Here is a 23,250-nt window from a genome sequence, read left to right on the forward strand (position 1 = left end):
GGCCGGTCTCATAGGATATTTACCATGGCAAAGAAAAAAGTAGTGGTGTTCGCCGGCACGCGGCCGGAAGCGATCAAGGTCATTTCGGTGGTGCAGGCGCTGCGCGCGGCGCAAGACGATTTCGACGTGTGCCTGTGTTCGGTCGGGCAGCATCGGGAAATGTTGATGCAGGCTTTCGCGGACTTCGGCATGACACCGGACGCGAGTCTGGACGTGATGTCGCAGAATCAGACGCTGGCGGGACTGAGTGCCCGGCTGTTCACCGCGATCGACGAATTCCTCGCCGCTCATTCACCCGATATCGTCCTCGTGCAAGGCGATACGATGACCGTTCAGGTGGCCGCCTTGACGGCGTTCTATCGGCGCATTCGCGTCGGCCATATCGAAGCCGGGCTGCGCAGTCATGACATGGCCGCGCCGTTTCCCGAAGAGCTCAATCGACGCGTGGCGTCGCTCGTGACCGACGTTCATTTCGCGCCGACGGAATTGTCGAAGAAGAACCTGCTTGCCGAACAGGTGCCTGCCGACCGAATATTCGTGACGGGCAATACCGTGGTCGATGCGTTGTATCTAATGCTCGAGCGCTTGAGGAACGAACAGGTCGCGTTGCCGGAGCGAGTCGAGGGCGCACTGGCGGAAGGGCGGCGGATCGTGCTGGTGACGGGGCATCGTCGCGAGAGCTTCGGCCCCGGGTTCGAGAACATCTGCACCGCGTTGCGGAAAATTGCCGAGGCGCATCCGGACGTGCGGATCGTCTATCCGGTGCATATGAATCCGAAGGTTCGGGAAGTGGTCAACCGCGTGTTGAGCGATCAGGCCGGCATCTATCTGGAAGAGCCGCTGACGTATAAGCCGTTCCTGCGGCTCATGGCGGCGAGCCACATTATCCTGACCGACTCGGGCGGCATTCAGGAAGAGGGTCCGGCATTGGGCAAGCCGGTTCTGGTGATGCGCGATGTGACCGAGCGGCCGGAAGGGGTCGAGTCGGGCGTCAATAAGCTGGTCGGTACGGATGTCGACACGATTGTCGGCGAGACCGCCCGTCTGCTCGATGACGAGGCTGCTTATCAGGCAATGTCCGCTGGGAAGAATCCGTTTGGCGACGGGACGGCGGGCAGGCAGATCGTCGAGGTTCTGAAGTCCATGTTTGCTTCGGAATAAGGCGTTCTGAGCCGGCGCGGCCCGCTGCTGTCAAGTTCCGGTGGCGGGCCGGTGCCAAAGTGTCTTGACCAGGTGGCCAAGCGGTTTCAGAACGTAGCGGTCGAGCGCGATCGGCACGGCGATGCCGGCAAGCACATAGACGTACCACATGTGCTCGGTATGCCACTGGAAGTAGTTGTTTTTCACGTCCGCCGGGTTGATCGCGCCAAGGCCGCAGAGCACCGCGTTGACGAGAAAGAACGCGAGCAGTTGATGGAACACGATCGGCAGTCCGTTTTCGCCGATGAAGGCCAGTATCTTCTTTGATATCTGGTTGTTCGAGATTATGCCGGCCACGCCATACATGAAGGCGATTCCAGTGAGACTTGTCACGATGGGCAGAACAGGATGCTCAAATTTCATGACCTGCATCCAGAAGTCCAGAGTCTTTCCGGTCGCCCATAGTTGTTGCTGAACTATGTATAAGGCCACGAGTAACAGCACGTTCGGCAGAAATCGCGTTGCTTTCCAGCGGGCCGCCAGATAGCCGGCATAGTAGAAGAAAGCGGCGAAGATGATTCGCAGTACAACGATTTCACTCGTAGTGACGCGGCCTTCAAAGTACATATGCCGGGAAGCATGCACGGCGAAGCCTGCTCCAAGCAGGTAAATCAAGGCCCAGAAGATTTGCAGGACCACTTCACGCCCCCGCGCCATACCCGCGAGAAGCGCGTTCAGTCGCGTGTGCACGAGTCCGAAATACACCCGGACAAAGAAGAGGCAGGGAATAAACCAGTACGGCGCGGTGAATCCGTATGCTGCCGCGTTACCGAACTGATTGAACAACACATTCGAGATTGAAAACGGTTGCCAGAGGTTCACGAAACCTGCTGCGCGTATCAGTTGGCAGAAGAGCGCATACACGAGGAAGAAAATCGTGGTGGGCAGCAACAGGGTGCGCGCATTTTTCAGTACGAAAGCGATCGGCGCCTCGATCCGCTCCTCTCTGAAAAAGAGGCCTGACAGGAAGAAGAACAGCGGCATATGAAACGAATAGGGTGAGAACGGCGGTAAGCCGGTGCCGCTCCACGCATGCCCCGCCACGACGGTGATGATGCCGAGCCCCCGAAGCACGTCGACCGTCTTGTCTCTCTCGCTCATCAAGTTGTCCAGTAGGCCACGATCTATCTTTCTTATTATTACAGATAGTTGCCAATTACTCCCACGGAAAGGTTTGGTAGCGAACTGGTCTGAACTGGTCGGTTACAACTCGGGCCGCGGATGATCTGAGCCCCCGTTACCCGCCCCGAGCGCGTCCGCGCCGAAATCCCAAACCGGGCCGAAAGCCGCGTGTGCGATAGCTGATAGAATCGTTGTCTTACAAATGAATGCGGTGGAGAGGCGGCATATGGCGGATTCGGCGCGCGCGGGAAATGACCGAGCCCCTTCGCTGGACATCTTGCGAGGCTATGCCGCGCTGATCGTGGTGTTCGCCCATACGACCGTAGCAGGCCTCTACAAGGTCGAACCTCTCTGGGGCTACCTCAAGTGGACGCCGCTGCGCGTGCTGTGGGGCGGACACCAGGCGGTGATCGTGTTCTTCATGCTCAGCGGCTACGCGCTCGCGCACATGTATGGCGAACTGCGTTCGCGCCGCTATGTGACGTTTGCTGCCGCGCGTATCGTGCGGCTGTATCCGCCGTTCATCGCGTCGCTCGTGGTCGCACTAGGCATCTATTGGCTCGTTGCCCGTGCCGGTTTCGTCTGGGAAAAGGGCTGGATGTATACGGCGCATCCGCATCCGGACAAGCAGATGATCCTCGATCATCTGAAGATGATCGGCAGCTACGATACGTCGGTCATCAATCCGCCCATGTGGTCGATCGTGCACGAGATGAGGTTGTCGCTGGCGTTTCCGGTGATTGCCTTTCTCGTGCAGCATCTTCGATTCAAGGCGGTCATTCTCGCGGTTATCAGCTCCACGCTGATCGGCATAGCCGCGCTGGCCGGGTCGCCAAGCCATATTCCGTGGCCGCTTCAGGATGCGCTGTTGACCACGCACTATGGTACTTTCTTCGTGATCGGAGCGTGGTTCTACTCGTGCCGGACGAGGATCCTGTCATGGGCGCATGCGTTGCAGCCGAGGTCGCGCGCCGTATTGTGGATCGTCGCGCTGGCGCTGGTCGCTTATCCGTTCGACAATCCCTGGAGCATGGGCGCTCGGATCTTCGGCGATCTGGGTTCTTCAACCGGAGCATTCCTGCTGATGGCACTGTCGTTTACGATCCAGCCGGGTTGGATCTACCGCGTGGGCCATTGGCTCGGCAAGATATCCTACAGCCTGTATCTCAACCACTATGTGGTGTTGAGCGTGTCGCTGGTTGTTCTCTATCCGCGATTCGGCGCAGTGCCGGTATGGTTCGCGACGGTGTTTGGGGCGCTTCTGCTCGGCTACGTGATGAACAGGTTAGTGGAAGTGCCGGCGCAGAATGGCGCGCGCGCTTTGCGCCGCAAGTTCTCGCCGAAGGTGGCGGGTTATTCGGCGAATGGTGTGAATATTCGTTCGTGAGGGAGAGGGTGGTGGGCGGCCGTAGGGAGGCAGATGCGTCGGCATCGTGATGCTTTCAGTATGTAATGACGGGCTGTGGATTACCGAGAGCTTGCGGCACGGTCACTCTTTGCTCCAGATACCGACGTATCCCGCTTACGCATCCATTTACTCTACGGAGCAGGCTGCGGCCGCACTTTCATTTCAGTGCCTGAAGCTCCACCTCTTATGGCCCACGTAGCTCGTAAACACGGGTACAGCGACACCAACGGCATGTGCGATATCGCGCGCATGCCAGGTCATCCCCATCCGCGGAAACAGGTAATACGCCAGGCAGACACTAACAGCCCAGGTCTGCACGACGGCAACCAGATTCACGAGCGTAAAGAAGAACACTGATCGCCCTGCCGACTGTGTGCTCTTCGTAAACACGAACAGCTTCGCCAGCACGAACGCCGTCACCATCCCAGTGATATACGCGACGACAATTGCCGCCGAGTACGGCATCCACCTGTTATAGACGATTCGGCTGCCCCAGTTGACCGCGGCGGCAAAACCGCCGGTCAACAGGAACAGTAGAAAGCTCTTCGAGACGAAGGTGCGCCTGACTACGGCGTGCGCCCGCGTCATATCATCCTCGCCATCTTGCGCGACAGCCCAATACTCTCGGAGATGCCACGGTCTTCGGGGTAGTAATAGGACGTGTCGGCCACGAGCAGGCCTTCCACCGGCAACTGGATCGGGGGTAGCCGATCGAGATAACCCGGTTCGCAAATTGGTTGCGCGAAGCGATACCGGCTCGCCCGTACGTCGATGAAATCGTCCGGCTTCAGTGCCGGGTTGATTTTCATCAGATAGCGCTTCACTTTGTCGATGAATGCCGAATCCGGTTCCTGATACTTCGGATGCTCACCCGGAATATAGAAAGGCACGTAGACGACGTGATGATCGAGCGGTCGCAGGTTCGTGTATTCAACGATGCCGGGAATATCCATCTCCGGATCGTTGGTGTTCAGCCAGAAGTTTTCGGTTACCGGTTTCTTTAGCTTCGCAATAATGCACACCACGGCCACGTTTTTGACGCTGCGGAACGCCTCAAGAATGTCGGTCGGCAAATCCGGCATTACGCGCGGCACGTAGGGAAGCGGAATTGTGCTGATAACCTTGTCGAACGGCAGGAACTCGCCGCCGGCTTCGATGCCGGTGACCTTGCCATTCTCGATTACGACCTTCTGCGCGGGTGTGCGAAGACGAAACTCGCCGCCGTTGGCCTCAATATAACGGCGCATACCTTCCAGCAACGTATCGGAACCGCCTTCCAGGTAGCCGAGCTTTTCGTGAAAGAGGTTATAGCGCGACCGGCCAATACGGCGGATACGGCTCCAGATCCACGCTGCGGAGAGGTTGTACGCGTAATCGTAGAACTTGTAGTCGAACAGGCGCCGCCACAACACCTCCCACGCTTCTTCACCAATCCAGCGGCGGATCCAGCCCGTCGCCTCAACATGATCGAGTGGCTTCCAGTCGTTGCGCTTCGTCGAGAGAAACGCATGCAGGCCGTAGCGGAATTTGGCTTGCAGGCTCAGCCCTTTGAACTTGAGCAGCGCGATCGGGTTGCCCCACGGTTGCACGCGACCTTGATAGAAATAACCCATCTTCGTTTCGTGCCACTGCAGTTTTTCTTCGAGGCCGAGCTCGCGCAGCACATCGAAAAAAGCGTGATCGGAAATGGCGTGGAAATGATAGTAACGTTCGATGGAGAGGCCGCCAAAGTCGAAGCACGCAGCCATTCCGCCGACCCGGTCGTCCGCTTCGAAAATAACCGGTTTGCGCCCGTCCTTGACGAGCTGGTAGGCGGCTCCGAGGCCCATTGGTCCGGCGCCGAGTACTGCAATGCGTTTTTCGCTCATGAGCTGGCCAGGTTCAGAATTCCAGTGCGATATGGCTGTACGTCGGATCGTTGAAGGTCTCGTCCATAGCCTTCGCGAATGGCGTAGCACGAATCCTGAAGATACCTTCCCAATCGATCACTTCGAATTCGTCGCCTGCTGTCAACGCTTTGAGCTGGTCTGCAGTGAAAGGCGGGTTGTTGTCGAACAGAGCATAAACCTTCAGCAGCACATAGAACAGACCGTACGGAATCCGCACGATCGCGCACCGTGCGCGAGTGGCGCGTTTGATCTGCCTGATGATGTCGATGTAGTCGACCCGTTCAAGACCGGTGATATTGAACGCCTGGCCCTTGATGCGCGACTCGACGCAACTGATGATCACATTGCAGAAGTCCCCGACATAGAGGGGCTGCCGCATATATTTACCGCTGCCGGGAATCGGGAACACCGGTACGCGATGCATGAAGCGTGACAGCCAGCCCAGATGTTTGCGGTCGAACCAGCCGAACATCAACGTAGGCCGCAGTACCACGCAGTCGATGCCCGATGCGAGTACGATCTCTTCCTGCTCGCGTTTCGTGTCCGTATAGAAATCCTCGCCCACCGAATTCACCACGGACGAGCTGATATGCACGGTGTACGGAATGCGATTGCGCTTGATTACGTCTAGCACATTGCGCGTGGACGTAATATTGTTGCGAATGAAGGGCTCGAGTGTCGGTGCGCCGATCTGTGCCTGCAGCATGACGACGAGGTCGGCGCCTTCAAAGTGCTTTGCCCAGTCGCCTGCCTCCGCGAGGTCCGCGTAAATTGCCGTCACATCCGCGTGGACCTTGCGAAGCACTTCCAGGTTGGCTTTGTGCTTGTCGAGCACGACCAGATTGTGATACCCGCGCGCTTTGAGTCGCGCGACAAGGTTCTGGCCGACGAGGCCGGCGCCGCCGGGCAGAAGGATGCGGGTTTGATTCATGCGCTCATTCAATTGCGGTCACCATTGCGGTTCGCGGGATCGGAATTATACAGTCCGAAGAAGTTTGCTTCGGTGCGTCTGCGGGCTATCGCGTCGGCTCAGTCCGTTGCCCGCAGATCGGCACTTTCCGGCATACGGCTTTGTCATTTCCCGACCGGACCGAGTCCGAGAAACTCGACGCGGAACTGGCGGGTCCAGAACCACGGCGTGTTCGACACGAATCTCACGGATGTCACGCGCAGTTGATTCGCGTCGTCTTTTGCCAGCCGTACGAAGCTTTCGTTCGATTCGACGAAAGGCGAAACGATGAATCCCGTCGTACCCATCGCCGGTATGTAGCGGCGCGTGACGACTGTGCCGTTATCGAGGGTCAATTCGATCTGCATGGTCGGCGAGCGGAAGAGGGTGGAAAGCACCCGACCGGCCAGCGACTGGCCGATTCCGACCTTTGCCAGCACAGGCTGGTCGCTGTGAGGCACGGGAATGGGCGCGTTGAGCAGGAACGGGCCCTCTGAGAGCAACGTGGGGTCGGCAAGTACAACCGGGCGTTGACGCTTCATGACGATATAGCGCGGACCGACTTCGCTGATCGCATACCGGGACCGCAGAATCGGCCAACTGCTGGCTTCTTCCAGCGACGCGAGGCGACCGTCGATCGGCGCGATCTCGAAAAAGACTGTGTCGGGCGCGGTTGCCCCGAGCAGATGCTGTGCATTGGCTGCTTCGAGCACCGGTGTGTAGGCCGAGTAGCTCTGGAACACGGGGCGCCCCGACCACGTGAGACCATTGGCGAAGATCGTCGAAAGATCATCGGGATACACGTCCACGGTGCCCAAGGTTTTCGGCAGCGGAGATTGTGCCGCGATGGCCTGGTTCGCGGCGCGGAATGCTGCACGCAGATCGTCGGGCGTCGGCGGATGTAGCGCGGCACCCACCATACTGCGATATGACTCGATCGACACGTCCCGCAGCGCGCGTGGCGAGTATTGCCTCGGCAGAACGGAATAGGCGCAGATCGCGCTGATCGCCATCAATACGACTGCCGTACGGACATTGACGAGCGACGCGGCCCAGATCGTGACCAGCAGCAGTGCGCCGCCCGCGATGATGGTATGCGCGTCCTGACGGATGAAGCCGGCTTTGAACGAGATGAACAGGTAGAGCACGGTGCCGAGCATCGCTATCGCGCGGAACAGCCGCGGCAGTTTCCATGTGCGCCATATACACGCGGTCAAGATGACCGAAGCGATCACATAGTAGGCGACGGCGCCCTTGGGCCCGGGGTACGACATCGCCTCGGCATAGCCGCTGATAATTGGCGATTGCGCGATGAAGAACGCCGGTAGCGCCTCGACAGGCTGTCCGCACCAGGTCCACGCGGCGATCATCGCGACAGCCGGCACGACCACCACGAGCGCGGCGATATGGAGGCGGCGGCCGCAGAGGAGTGCGATGATTCCCAGCAATGCCTGCGTCGCAGCAACACCGGCAAAACTACCCTTGACGAGCGGAACAAGTCCGATGCTCAACGATGCCAGCGCGAGCAGCATGACGGTGCGCGAATTGACCGGCAGATGGTAGGCGTCCTGCTCCGGCAGGCTCACGCGCACGCACGCTACGAAGAACAGGAACTCGGGCATCGTGAATGCCGCATCCCGTATCTCGAATGGTGCGATCACGACGATTATCAGCAGGAACGACAAGGCCCAGCGCCGCGCGAACGCCAGCAGTACGCCGGCCCACATCGAGAGGGCGATCAATGCACTGCTGATATCCATGATCGACAACGTCGCCGGGTGAAACTGACGCGTATAGGCGGAAGCGAGCGGGCCGAACGTGAATACGATGTCGCGGCCGAAGACCAGATGCCGTGCAATCCCCTCGTTCAACGCATACATCCATGAAGCGTCGAGCCCCGGGGTCGGTAGCCTTGGCGCGAGTGGAACGTAAAGCACGCAGAGCGCGATCAGTGCGATGAGCGCCCCGACGCCGACGGCGCAAGACCTGATCCGTGTGGACGCCGGCCTCATAACGACGCCCGCTTGAACAGGAACCGCGGCACCGAGCGAATGATCAACATGATCGGCGCCCAGAACCAACGTGTGTACAACACGTCCTTGCGTTTATCGACGGCGCGCACGATATCGCCCGCAACCTGATCGGGCGTCGCGACGAGTGGTCCGGGCAACGGCAGACCCGCTGTCATCGGCGTTGCCACGAAGCCCGGTTTGACCGTCAGAACGTGTACGCCGGCTTTGAACAGGCGCGCATTCAGTCCCTCGCAAAACGCGGAAAGCGCGGCCTTCGCGCTACCGTACAGATAGTTCGAGGGCCGGCCGCGGTCGCCCGCTACGGACGAGATCACCGCCAGCGCACCGCGCTTCTGTGCTTCCAGGATATTGGCAATCGGTGTCAGCAGCGCAATCACCGAAACTGCATTCGTGTTGAATTCACGCACGGCTACGGCGGGGTCGGCCTGACAGGCGGTCTGGTCCGGCAAGGTGCCGGGCGCGACCAGTACGATATCGAGTGCGCCAAGCTCCCTCTGGCAATGTTCGAGCATACCGGAATGCAGATCCAGGCGATCGATATCGAGTTGATGGCAGGCCGCCAGTTGCGCCCCACGCGCGCTCAGATCCGCCGCCACCTGCTGAAGGCGTTCGCCGTTGCGGGCAACCAGGAAAAAGCGTGCGCCCTGGGTTGCCCAGTGGCGTGCGCAGGCGATGGCAATCGCCGACGTCGCGCCGACGATAAGAATGTTTTTCATGTTCGAGTGGTCCGTTCCCAGAAACGCGAAAGCATTGCAGGGTCCCGCAGCGCTTCGAGTTGCTGCCATTGAGGATAGGCGGCGCGAAAGTCGGCACCGGGCATATGTGCGTCTTTGGCTGGATAGATCCGGCCGCCGGCTTCGCGCACGATGGCGTCGAGTTTCGCAAAGAGCCGGGTATTCAATTCGTTGCGCTGGGGAAAGTCCAGAGCAAGGGATGTGCCCTCGAGCGGAAACGACAAAAGGCCTGGCGAGCGCAGATCACCGCAGCGTTTCAGCACGGCGAGAAACGAGCCAGTGCCGCTCCCGGCAATCGCGTCGAGGATGGCGCGAGTCGCGTCATGCGCCGTGATCGACGGCACTACGCATTGGTATTGCTGGAAGCCCGCCCGCCCGTAGATTCGGTTCCATTCCAACAGGCTGTCCAGCGGGTAGAAGTAGTCGTCGTAAGTGACCTTTGCGAATACTTCGCCGCGCTGCTGTTTCTGATAGTAGAGCTCGTTGAACACGCGCAAGGTAAAGCGGTTGAATACCGGAATCGGCAGCGTGAACGGCACGGTGCGTTTCTTTCGCCGCGTGACTTCGAGCGGTCCGTCGGTCGCATGGTCGCCGACCATGAAGATGCCGCGTCCGAGGGCTGAACCGCGGCTTTGGCAATCCACCCAGGCGACGCTGTATTCGTGCAACGGATCGAGGCGTTCCGACAACGTGAAGAACTCGTCGAGATCACCGAACCGGATACTTGTCATATTGATCATGCTCGAGCGGATCGGCATCAACTGGATTTCCGCCCACAGGATCAGGCCAGTGAGTCCGAGGCCGCCAATCGTCGCTGCGAAGAACCCGGGTTGCTCGTCGGGCGAGCATTCGAACTGCGAGCCGTCGCTGCGCGCGAGGGCGAAGCGGCGCACGTGCCGGCCGAAGGTGCCGCGCAAGTGGTGATTTTTGCCGTGGACGTCGTTGGCAATTGCTCCGCCCAAAGTTGCGTATTTCGTGCCCGGCGTTACCGGCAGCATCCAGCCGCGTGGAATGGCGACGTCGAGAATCTGCTCCAGCGTGACGCCCGGCTCCGCGCGCAATACGCCGGTCTGCCAGTCCGCAGCAATCAGCCGGTCGAGCGGCAGTGTTTGCACGACATGTCCCGATGCGGCGAGGCAACTGTCTCCATAGCTACGGCCGTTGCCGAAGGCAAGGGCGGTGCCGCTTTCCCGGGCCGCCTCCAACCACGTGGCGCGCGCAGCGTCACGCCATGAGATTGCATGCGCTTCCTGCGGTACATGCGGGAAACGCCCCCATGACAGAACTGTTTTCATCGGCTAGATCGCGGCCCAGAAGATCAGGCCGCAAAGAACAACGACAGCCAGGCTCACGCGGTCGCGCGCGGCGAAAACGATCGGGTCGTCGTGCATCAGGCCGCGATGCGCAATGATCCAGGTGCGGCTTACCCAGTAGAGCAACAGCGGACAGGCGAGCCAGATGACCTGCGGGTGGCGGTACATGCTGGCGGTTTTCGCGTCCTGAATATAGAGCGCAAGCACGAGCACGGCCAGATAGCCGGAAGCCGTTCCAAGTGAAGAGATAAGCGACAGGTCGCTCGCCACATAGCCGCGCCCGCGTGTCTTGACGACGCCGCGCACTTTCATCGAGTGCAGTTCGGCATATCGCTTGACGAGCGCGAGGCTCAGGAAGATGAACATCGAGAAAGCGAGCAGCCAGAAAGTCAGTTGTGCGTCGACTGCCGCCGTGCCGGCGATGATACGCATTGTGTAGAGCATGGCCAGTACGACAACGTCGACCATTACCTGGCGTTTCAGGAACATCGAATAGGCCAGCGTCAATGCGTAGTAGCCAAAGAGCGCCGCGGAGAATTGCCAGGGCAGGAAAAGCCACGCCGTGGAGAAAGCACCCACCAGTAAGACGGGAAAGAGCGCAAGCCCCCATGTGAGCGGCAGCGCGCCGGACGCAAGCGGGCGCTGGCGTTTCACGGGGTGGTGACGGTCATCTTCGAGATCGAGCAGGTCGTTCAGCAGGTAGACACTGGAGGCACACAAGCCGAATGTGAGAAATGCCACAAGCGCGGCAACCGTTAATCCAGGGGAGGACAGCTTATGTGCAGCCAGTAACGGCAAGAAAATGAGGAGATTCTTCAGCCATTGATGCAGGCGTAAGGATTTGGCGCAAGTCCTGATCGTGGGAGGGCGCGATTCGATCACGCGCTCGACATTGCCGATCCTGCGGGCGGCGCGTTCCACCCCGTTCGACGGATTGACCACGTACGCACGCTCTGCAGATTGCCAGACCGCTATGTCGTCATGCGAATTGCCCGCATAATCGAAGCCTTTTTCGCCGTACTCGGCGACCAGCATATCCCGCTTGTTGTGAGCGGACAGGTTGATGTTGCCGTTCGTTGCAAATGTTTTGTCGAACAGGCCCAGATGGGCGGAGATGGCCTGCGCATAACGTTCGTGACTCGCGGTGGCCAGCACCAGTGAGCGGCCCGCGTCGCGTTCCCTCTTCAACCATTGCAGTACAGTGGCGTCGTAGGGCAGCACGGCGACATCCACCTTCGTCGCGTCGGCGAGGCCAGCCTTCAAACCGGACTTGCCATTGCGCGCGAGCCAGAGGAGCGGCTCGTAAAAGCGTTGCGGGGCTGCCTTCAGATAGGCAAAGGCTGACTCGATCAGGATGTCTGAGCGAATCAATGTGCCATCGAGGTCGACGACGAGTGGTCTGCTGCGCATTCAGTCTGCCCTGTGGGCGGTTCGAGTTGGTGAGCGGTTTGCCGCCAGCTGTGGCGCTGCGCTATCGCCGGAGTTTCGGCCGATTACCGAACGGTTGGAGTTTGGCGGCGTTACTTTACTATTCCGCAATAATGCGCACAACCTTACGGGTAAAGTGCCCAATTTCGATGCAGGTCATCCTGATCAAATCGGAATAAAGGAAGATTGCTGAAATCGTATCGGACGTAACAATCAGAAAGACGAGTTGCCGAAAATCGAAAATTTGAGCAAACTGCGGGTTTGTTGCGCGCACGCAACGCGGCATTTTCTCGAAGTGCCCGCCATAAGGCACGCAGTTCCTACACATGAAAGAAACATGCTCTCTGCATCCCGAGTCCGACGGGTTGTCCGTGTCGGTGGTGGTCTACCACCCGCATACAGAACAGTTGGTATCCACGCTCACGGGTCTCGCCGCCGCGTGTGATGCGCTGCACATCAGCCGACCCCGGCTCCCGGTCGCGCTGTATCTGGTGGACAACGGCGGCTTGCCCGACGTCTCGGCCTCGCTGGATGAACTCCGAGCCCGCAATGTCGTTTGTGCGGTCATCACGGGGCAAGGTAACGTAGGCTACGGCAGGGGCCACAATCTGGCAATCGAGCGTAGCGCCAGCCGTTATCACCTCGTCCTGAACCCCGACATCGATCTGGCGCGCGACGCGCTTCGCGAAGGGCTGGACTTTTTCGACGCGCACCCCGAAGCAGGTCTCATCACGCCGTGGATCGGGGACGAGCATGGCGCGCAGCAGTTCTTGTGCCGGCGCTACCCCACTTTGCTCGATCTGTTTGTGCGCGGCTTTCTGCCGTCTGGAATGCGTCGGCTGTTTGTCCGTCGACTCGCACGCTACGAGATGCGGGATCGGATCAACGCGCGCGACACAGTGTGGGATCCGCCCATCGTCAGCGGCTGTTTCATGTTGTTTCGCATGACGGCCTTGAAGCAGCTGGCGGGCTTTGATGCCCGCTATTTCCTTTACTTCGAAGACTATGATTTGAGTCTTCGCGCGCATGACGTCACCCGCGTCGTCTACACGCCCGCCGTGCGCGTGCTGCACCACGGCGGCGGCGCAGCGCGCAAGGGCTCTGCGCATATCCGTATGTTCATGTCTTCAGCATACAAGTTCTTCAATCGCTTCGGCTGGAAGTGGCTATGAGCCGCGTGCTGGTGACGGGCGCCAACGGATTCGTCGGCCACGCGCTATGCCGCGTGTTGATGCAGTCGGGCCACACCGTCTGCGGACTCGTACGCCAGGCGGGGCAACTTGAGCGAGGCGTGAACGAGTGGGTCGAGACCCAGCCGGATTTCGCCGGCGTCGACACCAACTGGCCCGCTGCGCTTCAGGTCGACTGTGTCGCCCATCTGGCGGCGCGCGTGCATGTGATGCGCGATACCGCAGCCGATCCCGATGCCGCGTTCCACGCCACCAACGTCGAGGGCGCGTTGCGCGTCGCGAAGGCGGCCTGGCGTCATGGCGTGCGGCGTTTCGTCTTCGCCAGCAGCGTCAAGGCAATTGCCGAGAGCGACGCGGGCCGGCCATTGCGGGAAGACGATCCGCCCACGCCGCAGGACGCCTACGGGCGCTCGAAGCTTGCGGCCGAACAGGCACTGACGCGCTACGGCGAGGAAACCGGTCTGGAGGTGGTGATCGTGCGCCTCCCTCTGGTCTATGGACCACAGGTGCGCGCGAATTTCCTGAGGCTGATGGACGCGATCTGGAAGGGCTTTCCGTTGCCGCTCGGCGCAATCGACGCGCGCCGCAGCCTCGTCTACGTCGACAACCTCGCGGACGCGCTGATGCATTGCGCAACCGATCCGCGCGCCGCGCACCGGACTTTTCATGTGGCTGACAGCGACGCCCTCACCGTCGCGGAACTCGCGCGCTCCCTCGGCCGGCATCTGCACAAACCCGCCCGCCTGCTGCCCCTGCCCGCAAGCTGGCTGCACCTCGCGGGCCGCCTGACAGGCCGCACGGCGCAAGTCGACCGGCTGGTGGGATCCTTGCAACTGGACACCAGCCGGATCCGCGCGGTGCTGAACTGGCAGGCTCCGTATTCCACCGACGAAGGGCTGGCCGAGACAGCCCGTTGGTATCGATCCACGCATTGAGGCGCGCATGCTGATGTTCCTTTTCACGTTGCCGGGCTGGACGATCGCGATCCTGATCGCGATCGCCTCGGCTTGCGCCTGCGCGGCCATCCTCTGGGCTTTGCTCAAAACCGGTCTCGCCTGGCGTCTCGCCACCGACATTCCCAACGACCGCTCGCTGCACACGCGGCCCACGCCGCGTGTGGGCGGCTGGGGCATCGTCCCGGTGGTGGTCCTGGCAACCGTTGTCCTCGCGCCGCACCTCTGGCTGGCCGCGCTGTGCGCTGCGGCGCTGGCCGCGGTCTCGCAGATCGACGATCGGCGCGGACTGCCCGCACGGATCAGATTCGCGGCGCACCTCGCCGCGGTGGCGATCTTCGTCGGGGCGCACCCGGCGCCCGTGCCGCTCTGGCTGCTGGCGGGCATGTCATTTTTACTGTTGTGGCTGGTCAATCTTTACAATTTCATGGATGGCGCGGACGGCCTGGCCGGCGGCATGACGTTGTTCGGCTTCGCGGGCTACGCGGCCGGCGCTGCGATCGCGGTCCATCCGTCGCTGGAACTCAGCCTGGCTTCAGCCGCCGCCGCGGGCGCCGCCGCCGGGTTTCTGGTCTTCAACTTTCACCCTGCGAAGGTCTTCCTCGGCGACGCCGGATCGATTCCGCTCGGTTTTCTGGCGGGCGCTTTCGGCTACTGGGGCTGGAGCGCCGGCGTCTGGCCGGTCTGGTTTCCCGCGCTGGTGTTTTCGCCGTTCATCGGCGACGCGTCGGTCACGCTCCTGCGAAGGCTTCTGCGCGGCGAAAAAATCTGGCAGGCACACCGTGAACACTACTATCAACGCATGGTCCAGTACGGGCTCGGGCATTCGAAGACCGCCATCCTGTGGTACGTGGTAATGGCGACTGGTATAGTCCTTGCTCTAACCTTGCTCGGCTGGTCTTCAGCCGTTCAATGGTGTAGCGTTGGCGCATGGGTGATCGTGCTGGTATTGATTGGTATCGGAGTCGATTCACGCTGGCGTCGATTCCGGATAGCAGATTCCGAACAACCTGAGGTGTGACGCCGATGTTTCGACACAAAGCCTCATGGCTATCATTTAGCGCCTTCGCCTTCGACCTCTGCGCGGTCGCAGGCGCCTGGCTCGCGGCATACCTGATCCGCTTCAACGGCTACGTTCCGGTCGAGTTTTGGTCCGGCGCGGTCAGGACACTCATCTGGGTTCTTCCCGTCTACGGGGTGATGTTCCGCATCTTTGGCCTGTACAGGGGCATGTGGGTGTTCGCGAGCCTGCCTGACCTGATGCGCATCGCGAAAGCCGTGCTCGCCGGCGCGTTCGTGATGATGATGGTGGCCGTCATGGTCCAGCCGCATCCCATCATTCCGCGCTCCGTGCTCGCTGTATCTCCGCTGCTGTTGTTTCTCGCTATGGGCGGTTCGCGCGCGCTCTATCGCGCGTCCAAGGAGTTCTATCTCTACGGCGGCCTGGTGGGACAAGGCAAGCCGGTGGTAGTGCTCGGCGCGGGCAACGCCGGCGCGAACCTGGCGCGCGAACTCTCGCGTTCGAGCGAATGGCGCCTGGTGGGTCTGCTCGATGACGACCCGGCCAAGCAGGGCCGCGAAATCTACGGCTACAAGGTCTGGGGGCCGATTAGCGACCTGCAGCACTGGGCTACGGACATGAAGGTCGAGCACGCGATCATCGCGATCCCTTCGGCGTCGGTCGATGCGCAGCGCCGCGTGGCGACGCTGTGCGTACGCGCCGGCGTGCGGGCTATGGTGCTCCCCGCGTTGACCACGCTGACGCAAGGCGAAGCGTTCCTGTCGCGCGTGCGTCAGATCGATCTGGAAGACCTGCTCGGCCGCGAGCCGGTGCGCATCGACATGCCGCACGTCGAGGCACTGTTGAGCGGCCGCGTGGTGATGGTGACCGGCGCGGGCGGTTCGATCGGCTCCGAACTGTGCCGTCAGATTCTGCGCTTCGAACCTGCCCAGCTGATCGCTTTCGATCTGTCCGAATACGCGATGTACCGCCTCACGGAAGAACTGCACGAGCGCTTTCCGAAGCTTTCCGTGGTGCCGGTGATAGGCGACGCAAAAGACTCCCTGCTGCTCGACCAGGTACTGTCGCGCTACACACCGCACATTCTCTTTCACGCCGCGGCCTACAAGCACGTGCCGCTGATGGAAGAACTGAACGCGTGGCAGGCGGTGCGCAACAACGTGCTGGGCACATACCGTGTCGCGCGCGCCGCGATTCGCCACGACGTGAAGCACTTCGTGCTGATTTCCACCGACAAGGCGGTGAATCCGACCAATGTCATGGGCGCGAGCAAGCGTCTCGCGGAAATGGCTTGCCAGGCGTTACAGCAGACCAGCACACGCACGCAGTTCGAGACCGTGCGGTTCGGCAATGTGCTCGGTAGCGCGGGCAGCGTCATCCCCAAGTTTCAACAGCAGATCGCGAAGGGTGGGCCGGTTACGGTCACGCATCCGGAAATCACGCGCTTTTTCATGACGATCCCCGAAGCGTCGCAACTCGTGCTGCAAGCGTCGAGCATGGGTCACGGCGGCGAGATTTTCATTCTCGACATGGGCGAGCCCGTCAAGATCGTCGATCTGGCGCGCGACCTGATCAGACTGTATGGCTTCAGCGAGGAACATATCCGCATCGTCTTTACGGGGCTGCGCCCCGGCGAGAAGCTCTATGAGGAACTGCTAGCCGACGACGAAGCGACCACGCGCACGCCGCATCCGAAGCTGCGTATCGCGCAGGCGCGTGAAGCGCCCGACAATCTGCTCGACGAACTGCTTCCCTGGCTAATGCAGCACCGTGTCCCGAGCGACCAGGAGGTCCGGCGCGATCTGCGCCGCTGGGTGCCGGAGTACCAGCCGGCTACGGCGCCGGCGTTGCATAGCGTAGCGCCGGCAACGCGGGCTTCGTAAGCAGGAAAGGAAAGGTGGTCGCGGTGGCTCTTCGCAGCGATCATGCATCGGAAAGCACAAGGCGCTCATGTTGAGCGCCTTTTTCGTTACCGCTTGGCTCGCCTCACTACCATCCATCTCGGCGACTTGAACCGCACGATGCTCACGTAGAGCCACACGTACGTCAGCGCGAACACCACCACGAAGCAGAACAGATGCAGCGTATGCCGCCAGAACAGCGTGGCCGGCACGACTGCGATCAGGCACAGCAGCCACAGGTACGGCGACGTCAACGAGTTACGCCGCGTCAATTCGCGTGCGGTCCGCGCGCCCACGGCCCAGCGCATCAGCCGCTTATACACCAACATGTGCAGATGCACGCCGTCGGGGATGCCGGGCGACATGCCGCGAATGAATTTCTTCCGGTAGATCGAGAAACACGTCTCGAAGATCGGATACATGAACAGCAGCACGGGATACCAAGCCGACACGTCGCGATTGCGCATCACCAGCATGATTGACAGTTCGGCCAGCATGAAGCCGATGAAATAGGCGCCGCCGTCGCCGAGAAAGATCAGCCCCGCCGGGAAGTTCCAGATGAAGAAGCCGAGCACCGCGCCCATCATCATGAACGAGGCGGACAGCACGATCGGATCGGACACCTGGAACGCCACGTAGGCGAGCGAGGCGAACATCATGAACGCGACCATCGACGCAAGCCCATTGAAGCCGTCGATGATGTTGATCGCATTGGCGAGCGCGGCAACCGCCAGCACCGTGACGGCGCAGGAGATCACCGCATACGAGAGCAGGAAATCGAGTGGCGGCACGCTGATGCGGGTCACGGCGATATCCAGCAGGAAATAGGCGAGCGCGGCGGCCGCCATCGTGCAGACGAGCCTTGCGAGCGGTGACACGCGCTTGGTCAGGTCTTCGACCAGACCCGAGCCGAAGGCGGGCATGCCGCACGCAATCAGCCCGAGAATGCCGCCCGACACGGCCGGATACGCGTGATGCAACTGCACGGCGGAAGCGATCAGCCCGAGCAGAATCCCGGCCCCGCCGATGCGCGGAACCGGATGCGCATGGAATTTCTGCACGCCGGACAGATCGGTGTCGGTGGAGAATTTTTCATGCAGATGCGCATAGCGCACGATCAACAACGTGATCAGCAGTGAAACGAGGAAGCCGAGCGCAAAACTGAGCATGAAAGTGGGCCTGAGCGAAGACGCCGAATTATACAAACGAAACGCGCGGGGTCCGGAAAAGCGGCGGCCCGGCGCGACTGCGCGCAGATCCCAGATAGTGAGGTGCAAACTACCCGAAAACGCCCGCCAGTCATGGATTCCACCTATTCAGCAGCCGCCGCGCGACGTCGTTAACCTGGACGCGGCGAAGTGTAAGTCACGCGCAAAAAAGACGGCCCGCGCCCCTGCCAACCCGTTTTCGCCGCCGATCGGCAAGACGTTCCGGAGACCCAATGCTAAATAACATCACAATTCGTGGCGGCCTGACGCTGGTGGTCAGCGTATTTGTCGTCTTCCTGCTGACAGTGATCGGTGTTGGCTATGGCGCGCTCAAGCTGGCCAACAGCAGTCTCGACGACACGCAGCGTAGCGCGGCCGCGTTGGCTCATCTGAAGGCGAGCTCGGAGAAACTGCTGCAGGTTCAGCTCGCGCTAGGTTCGTATCAGACGCTCTTTAGCGTCGGCAAGCAGACCGACGACCTGTTGCCGGCCGCGCACAAGGTGCTGGTCGAATCTAACAAGGACTTCCGCAATTACATGGCCGGCCCGTTTGCCAGCGAAAGCGAGCAGAAACTCGCGCAGAACGTGGAGCAGGCGCGCAGCGCACTGGTCGATAAGGCAATCGAACCGGAATTCAAGGCGCTTGCCGATTTCGATTTCAATACCTTCCGCAACATTCAGGGTGAGACGGCCAACGGCTTTTACGCCGCCTATTCGAAAGCGATCGACGCGCTCCAGCGTTCGCAGGTGGACAGCCAGCATCGGCAAGCCGAAACGGCGGCGCAGCGCTTCCAGATTGCGACGCTGCTATTTGCCACCATCGGTGCGGTTGCGATCGTGATCGGCGTGGCGGCACGCATCGGTTTGTCGGCGGCGCTGATCAAACCCGTCAACGCGACCGTCAAGCATTTCGAGCGGATCGCCGCCGGCGACCTGACGGGTGCCATCAAGATCAAATCGCGCAACGAGATGGGCCAGTTGCTGACAGCATTGACCAGGATGCGCGACGGCCTCGTCGAGACCGTGTCCAAAGTGCGCGGCAGCACGACGGCGATCACGCGGGGGGCGAACGAGATCGCCTCAGGCAATGCGGATCTGTCCTCGCGCACGGAGCAGCAGGCAGCCGCGCTTCAGCAGACCGCCGCGAGCATGGAGCAATTGTCCGCGACGGTGAAGCAGAATGCGGACAATGCGAAGCAGGCCAACCGGCTTGCCCACGGAGCGCTCGACACGGTCACGCGGGGCGGCACAGTGGTCTCGCGGGTTACGGAAACGATGGACGGGATCAGCGAGTCGTCGCGCAAGGTGACGGAAATCATCGGCATGATCGAAGGCATTGCGTTTCAGACCAACATTCTGGCGTTGAACGCGGCGGTCGAAGCGGCGCGGGCCGGTGAACAGGGGCGCGGGTTCGCGGTGGTGGCCTCGGAAGTGCGTAGCCTCGCACAGCGCTCGGGTGCGGCGGCGAAGGAAATCAAGGAATTGATCGGTGAATCGGCGGCCAAGGTTCAGGAGGGCGCATCGCTGGTGTTGGACGCGCAAAAGACGATTCACGAAGCCATGAGCGCGGTTGAACGCGTGACCGGCGTGATGAACGAGATCGAGGCGTCGGCGCTCGAGCAGAGTGATGGAATCGAGCAGGTCAACAAGGCCGTCTCGCAGATCGATGAGGTCACGCAGCACAATGCGGCGCTCGTTGAAGAGGCTGCTGCGGCGGCTAAATCGCTGGAAGAGCAGGCGACGATATTGCGCGATGCCGTGGCGGTATTCCAGATGGCGTGAAAGAGGAAGCCGCGCTCACAGAGGCGCGGCATAAGAACTGAGGGCTCGTCTTCACGGCATGATTCAGACAGCAGACGGCAATTTTTAATAAGTCATGCTAATTATAAAATTTCTTAAGCTGCGAGGCCATGCCCCCGTTTGACAATTGCTGCGTCCTGCGCCACTTGCAAGGCTACCGCATTTTTTCCCGAAGCCGGCGCGCAGTGCGGCAATTTGTTCCGTGTTCGAAGTAAGGCGTCGAAATATTGTCTGTGCGCGAACGCACAGAGTCATGCATCGCATTCGGGGATATTGTGTGTAGATTGTGACCCGGGGAATATCCTCGACAACGGCGACGCACAGGGTGCGTATCAACAACGGACAACGGTCGAGCCCACCAGTTATGCAGAGCTCCACAGCAAAAATTCCGGAAAGCTCCGGGAACGTACCAGTCGACTACTCGTGTGTGTTGTGCGGTGCTGGGCCGGCGGGCATGGGCTTCCTGTTTTACGCTTTCAAGAGTGGCAAGCTGGCGGAGGTGGCCAGAAATGGCTTGCTGATTATCGACAAGCGCGTCAGCCTCGGCGCGGGCAAGCTTGGCGACTATGTGAACGTGACAGGCAACTCGGTTGCCAAAACTTTTCTCGCGTGCCTCGAGCACGAACGCTTCGACGACGTGTTCGGCGACCTCCGCGAATATAACGCGCTGCATAAGAAAATGGCTGCGGATCCTGACGGCGCGCCGCTGCTCACCGAGGTCGGCGAACTGCTTACGCTGGCTGCCGAGCGCCTGATCGCTCACCTTGTCGAACACTCCGACGTGGACGTGCTGCGTGGACACGAGATCGATGTGATACGGCGTGGTAAAGACGGCCGGTTCGAGATCGCTCATCACGATACGCGCAAACCGTCGGTACGCCGACTGGTAACCAGCGACACCGTGGTGATGAATCTGGGCGGTACTCAGCGTGTCGAAGAGGTCGATGAACTGTGTCGTACGCTGGACATTCCGTCGCCGGGCAACGGCGTCATGATTCGCACGTCGGACGACCTGCTTCGCCTCACGAAGAAACAACTGGTCGACACCTTCGCACCCGTTTTCGCCCCTGCTGCGGCTCGGCGGACGAACCGGATAACGGTCATCGGCGGCTCGCACAGCGCGTTCACCATGACCGAGCGCCTTGCGACAGATCTGGGCGGTGTAGGGCTGGATGAAATCTCCATCATCCACCGTTCACCGATACGGCTGTTTTTCGAAACCGAGGACGAAGCGCGTGCATGGGGCTATACGGTAAATCCGGCAAGCGATATCTGCCCAGTCACCAAGCGTGTCAATCGTTCGAGTGGTCTGCGTTATCGGGCGTTCGAGATCGCATGTTCCGTCATGTCGCACGGCCGCGTAGCCGGGACGAAGCCACGCATTGAATTGATCGACGCAGCCTCTGGAGAAGCCGAACAGGGCCGTGCCGCCATTCGCCTGACGCACTCGTGTGCCGTGATTCATGGTGCGGGTTACGGGCCGAACATGTCCGCATTGGTCGATCACCGCGGAGTGACGATTCCCCTGCAGTTCTGCCAGGGTGGAATCGAGGTCGACAGGTTCGGTCGCCCGCTCGACATCACCGGCAAGGCGATACGTGGACTCTTTACGTTTGGGCTAGGCGCGGGTTTTCGGCCAGACCCGGAGATTGGTAGCGAAGCCGCGTTCACCGGACGAATCTACGGCGTGTGGATCTTTCACCATGATATCGGCGGCCGGATTCTGGAGGGCGTTCTGAAAGCGCTGGCCGAGAAGGCCGTTATGCGGGAAACAGAAATGATTTCGACAGCGGATGACGATGGGAATGCGAGCAGCCGACCGACTCGAAATCGGATCGACCAACGTCGTTGACTGTCCATCCGTCTGTTGTTTCATTGATCCGCAATCGGCGTAAGTGAGCTGTGATATTGCAGCCGTTCAATCCAGTCGAATAGATATCCTTATTAAATAAGATGTATCGCTATCCTGAACCGTGGTGTGTTGAAAGTTCAGACAACACGGACTTCTGTTTTATCTGCTACAAAGCAGCTCGCGCGTACAGAGCAGGAACGAACGTTCAACGCAAATAAGTCCCCTCAATTCCGCCGATTGTGCGGGGTATTCCGCCAGTGTTATTGGCGCGACATTCTTTGCCGGTTATGCTGCACTGCGACATCGAACGCAACGCGATGGCCAGTGCGAAGCTTTGATCGTCTCCATTACCGCTTCAGTTTGCCGACCGCGCGAGCGAGGGGAAGTGAATCGTCATTGCCTCCTCGATTCGGGCGGAGGTCTGCCATACGCGGGCCTGCGATACTTACGTGAGGGAAATGATGACGACACATCAGTCATACCGCCGTGGCAACCGTCTGCTGGAGGCACTCCCAGCGCATGAACTGGAAGTGCTGGCTCCTCATCTCGAACTCGTCGAGTTGAGTCCGGGACAAATGTTGTCCAAATCCGGAGAACTCATACGAACCGTCTATTTTCCGGTCACGGCGATTGTGTCTCTTCTGCAGACCATGGAAAACGGCAGTTCGGTGGAAATCGCTGCGATCGGCAGAGACGGTACGACAGGCGTGCCGATCCTGACTGGTGGAGACACCATGCCAGCCAGCGTCCAGGCTCAATGCCGGGGTTTCGCTTATCGAATCAGCGCTGCGCAATTGCGCGACGCTTTGCGCAATTGTGCTTCGCTGCGCTCGCTGATGCTGCTGTACATGCAGGCTCTCCTTACACAGGTGGCACAAACGGCGGCGTGCAACAGACTGCATCGACTGGACGAGCAACTGTGCCGCTGGCTGCTGGTCGACATCGACCGTTCGGGTACAAGCGATTTGCAGGTTACGCAGCAATTGATCGCCGACATGCTCGGAGTGCGCCGTGAAGGCGTGACCGAGGCGTCGGGCAAGCTTTGCGAAGCCGACCTCATCCATCACAGTCGTGGCCGTGTCCGAATACTGGATCGGACCGGGCTGGAAGCGCGCGCGTGCGAGTGTTACCAGATCGTCAAACGCGAGTTCGACCGGCTCCTGCCGCATATTGGCGCAATGGAAGTTACGCGCTAAGGAGCGGAATATCCGCAATCCAGATCGTCAATCGATGCGGGGTTGGGGCGTGTT

General features: G+C 60.4%; 18 protein-coding genes. 9 read left to right on the top strand and 9 right to left on the bottom strand.

The features are described 5' to 3' along the window. Positions 1-24 precede the first annotated feature (24 nt). The gene (gene wecB, locus PDMSB3_RS03610) at positions 25-1,161 is read left to right on the top strand and encodes a non-hydrolyzing UDP-N-acetylglucosamine 2-epimerase (RefSeq protein ID WP_165184726.1); all 1,137 of its coding nucleotides are present in this window, start codon (positions 25-27) and stop codon (positions 1,159-1,161) included. Positions 1,162-1,191: 30 nt separating this feature from the next. On the opposite strand, the gene PDMSB3_RS03615 is transcribed toward wecB, so the two are convergent. Then, a complete protein-coding gene (locus tag PDMSB3_RS03615; RefSeq protein WP_165184729.1) occupies positions 1,192-2,301 on the bottom strand; it encodes an acyltransferase family protein in 1,110 nt (369 codons plus the stop codon). Between the two features lie 247 nt (positions 2,302-2,548). Between PDMSB3_RS03615 and PDMSB3_RS03620 the strand changes: the two genes are divergently transcribed. Continuing rightward, complete coding sequence (locus PDMSB3_RS03620; RefSeq protein WP_165184731.1) at positions 2,549-3,709, top strand: acyltransferase family protein; 1,161 nt, start codon at positions 2,549-2,551, stop codon at positions 3,707-3,709. Positions 3,710-3,892: 183 nt separating this feature from the next. On the opposite strand, the gene PDMSB3_RS03625 is transcribed toward PDMSB3_RS03620, so the two are convergent. From PDMSB3_RS03625 to PDMSB3_RS03655, 7 genes are all read right to left on the bottom strand, one after another. Beyond that, the gene (locus PDMSB3_RS03625) at positions 3,893-4,318 is read right to left on the bottom strand and encodes a GtrA family protein (RefSeq protein WP_165184734.1); all 426 of its coding nucleotides are present in this window, start codon (positions 4,316-4,318) and stop codon (positions 3,893-3,895) included. Beyond that, positions 4,315-5,598 (bottom strand): NAD(P)/FAD-dependent oxidoreductase, encoded by a 1,284-nt coding sequence (locus PDMSB3_RS03630; RefSeq protein ID WP_165184737.1) that lies wholly within the window; start codon positions 5,596-5,598, stop codon positions 4,315-4,317. The genes PDMSB3_RS03625 and PDMSB3_RS03630 overlap by 4 nt, the downstream gene beginning before the upstream one ends. A gap of 13 nt (positions 5,599-5,611) precedes the next feature. Next, positions 5,612-6,550, bottom strand: a complete 939-nt coding sequence (locus PDMSB3_RS03635) for an NAD-dependent epimerase/dehydratase family protein (RefSeq protein WP_165184740.1) — start codon at positions 6,548-6,550, stop codon at positions 5,612-5,614. Positions 6,551-6,693: 143 nt separating this feature from the next. Beyond that, positions 6,694-8,505, bottom strand: coding sequence for a hypothetical protein (locus PDMSB3_RS03640; protein WP_165184743.1), 1,812 nt, complete (start codon positions 8,503-8,505; stop codon positions 6,694-6,696). Positions 8,506-8,576: 71 nt separating this feature from the next. After that, a complete protein-coding gene (locus PDMSB3_RS03645) occupies positions 8,577-9,317 on the bottom strand; it encodes an SDR family oxidoreductase (protein WP_165184746.1) in 741 nt (246 codons plus the stop codon). Then, positions 9,314-10,630 carry an FAD-binding oxidoreductase gene (locus tag PDMSB3_RS03650; protein WP_165184749.1) on the bottom strand — a complete coding sequence of 439 codons (1,317 nt, stop codon included), beginning with the start codon at positions 10,628-10,630 and terminating at the stop codon, positions 9,314-9,316. The genes PDMSB3_RS03645 and PDMSB3_RS03650 overlap by 4 nt, the downstream gene beginning before the upstream one ends. Before the next feature lie 3 nt (positions 10,631-10,633). Beyond that, complete coding sequence (locus PDMSB3_RS03655) at positions 10,634-12,058, bottom strand: UbiA family prenyltransferase (protein ID WP_165184752.1); 1,425 nt, start codon at positions 12,056-12,058, stop codon at positions 10,634-10,636. Between the two features lie 344 nt (positions 12,059-12,402). On the opposite strand from PDMSB3_RS03655, the gene PDMSB3_RS03660 reads away from it, so the two are divergent. The 4 genes from PDMSB3_RS03660 to PDMSB3_RS03675 are packed head-to-tail and all read left to right on the top strand — an operon-like array spanning position 12,403 to position 17,123. Next, entirely contained in the window at positions 12,403-13,248 is an 846-nt protein-coding gene (locus tag PDMSB3_RS03660; RefSeq protein ID WP_165184755.1) for a glycosyltransferase family 2 protein, read from the top strand. Beyond that, positions 13,245-14,201, top strand: a complete 957-nt coding sequence (locus PDMSB3_RS03665; RefSeq protein ID WP_165184758.1) for a UDP-glucose 4-epimerase family protein — start codon at positions 13,245-13,247, stop codon at positions 14,199-14,201. The genes PDMSB3_RS03660 and PDMSB3_RS03665 overlap by 4 nt, the downstream gene beginning before the upstream one ends. 7 nt (positions 14,202-14,208) lie before the next feature. Then, complete coding sequence (locus PDMSB3_RS03670) at positions 14,209-15,240, top strand: MraY family glycosyltransferase (RefSeq protein ID WP_165184761.1); 1,032 nt, start codon at positions 14,209-14,211, stop codon at positions 15,238-15,240. Positions 15,241-15,245: 5 nt separating this feature from the next. Next, positions 15,246-17,123 carry a polysaccharide biosynthesis protein gene (locus PDMSB3_RS03675; RefSeq protein ID WP_165184763.1) on the top strand — a complete coding sequence of 626 codons (1,878 nt, stop codon included), beginning with the start codon at positions 15,246-15,248 and terminating at the stop codon, positions 17,121-17,123. A gap of 86 nt (positions 17,124-17,209) precedes the next feature. Here the strand turns inward: PDMSB3_RS03675 and PDMSB3_RS03680 are convergent, their stop codons facing one another. After that, positions 17,210-18,310 carry an MraY family glycosyltransferase gene (locus PDMSB3_RS03680; RefSeq protein WP_165184766.1) on the bottom strand — a complete coding sequence of 367 codons (1,101 nt, stop codon included), beginning with the start codon at positions 18,308-18,310 and terminating at the stop codon, positions 17,210-17,212. Positions 18,311-18,582: 272 nt separating this feature from the next. Between PDMSB3_RS03680 and PDMSB3_RS03685 the strand changes: the two genes are divergently transcribed. The 3 genes from PDMSB3_RS03685 to PDMSB3_RS03695 all read left to right on the top strand — a co-directional run bounded on the left by PDMSB3_RS03685 (position 18,583) and on the right by PDMSB3_RS03695 (position 23,196). Continuing rightward, a complete protein-coding gene (locus PDMSB3_RS03685) occupies positions 18,583-20,130 on the top strand; it encodes a methyl-accepting chemotaxis protein (protein WP_165184769.1) in 1,548 nt (515 codons plus the stop codon). Positions 20,131-20,512: 382 nt separating this feature from the next. Continuing rightward, complete coding sequence (locus PDMSB3_RS03690) at positions 20,513-22,000, top strand: hypothetical protein (protein WP_165184772.1); 1,488 nt, start codon at positions 20,513-20,515, stop codon at positions 21,998-22,000. Positions 22,001-22,461: 461 nt separating this feature from the next. Beyond that, a complete protein-coding gene (locus PDMSB3_RS03695; RefSeq protein WP_165187339.1) occupies positions 22,462-23,196 on the top strand; it encodes a Crp/Fnr family transcriptional regulator in 735 nt (244 codons plus the stop codon). Positions 23,197-23,250: the final 54 nt, after the last annotated feature.

The sequence above is a fragment of the Paraburkholderia dioscoreae genome (assembly GCF_902459535.1).
In the GTDB taxonomy this organism is placed as follows: Bacteria; Pseudomonadota; Gammaproteobacteria; order Burkholderiales; family Burkholderiaceae; genus Paraburkholderia; species Paraburkholderia dioscoreae.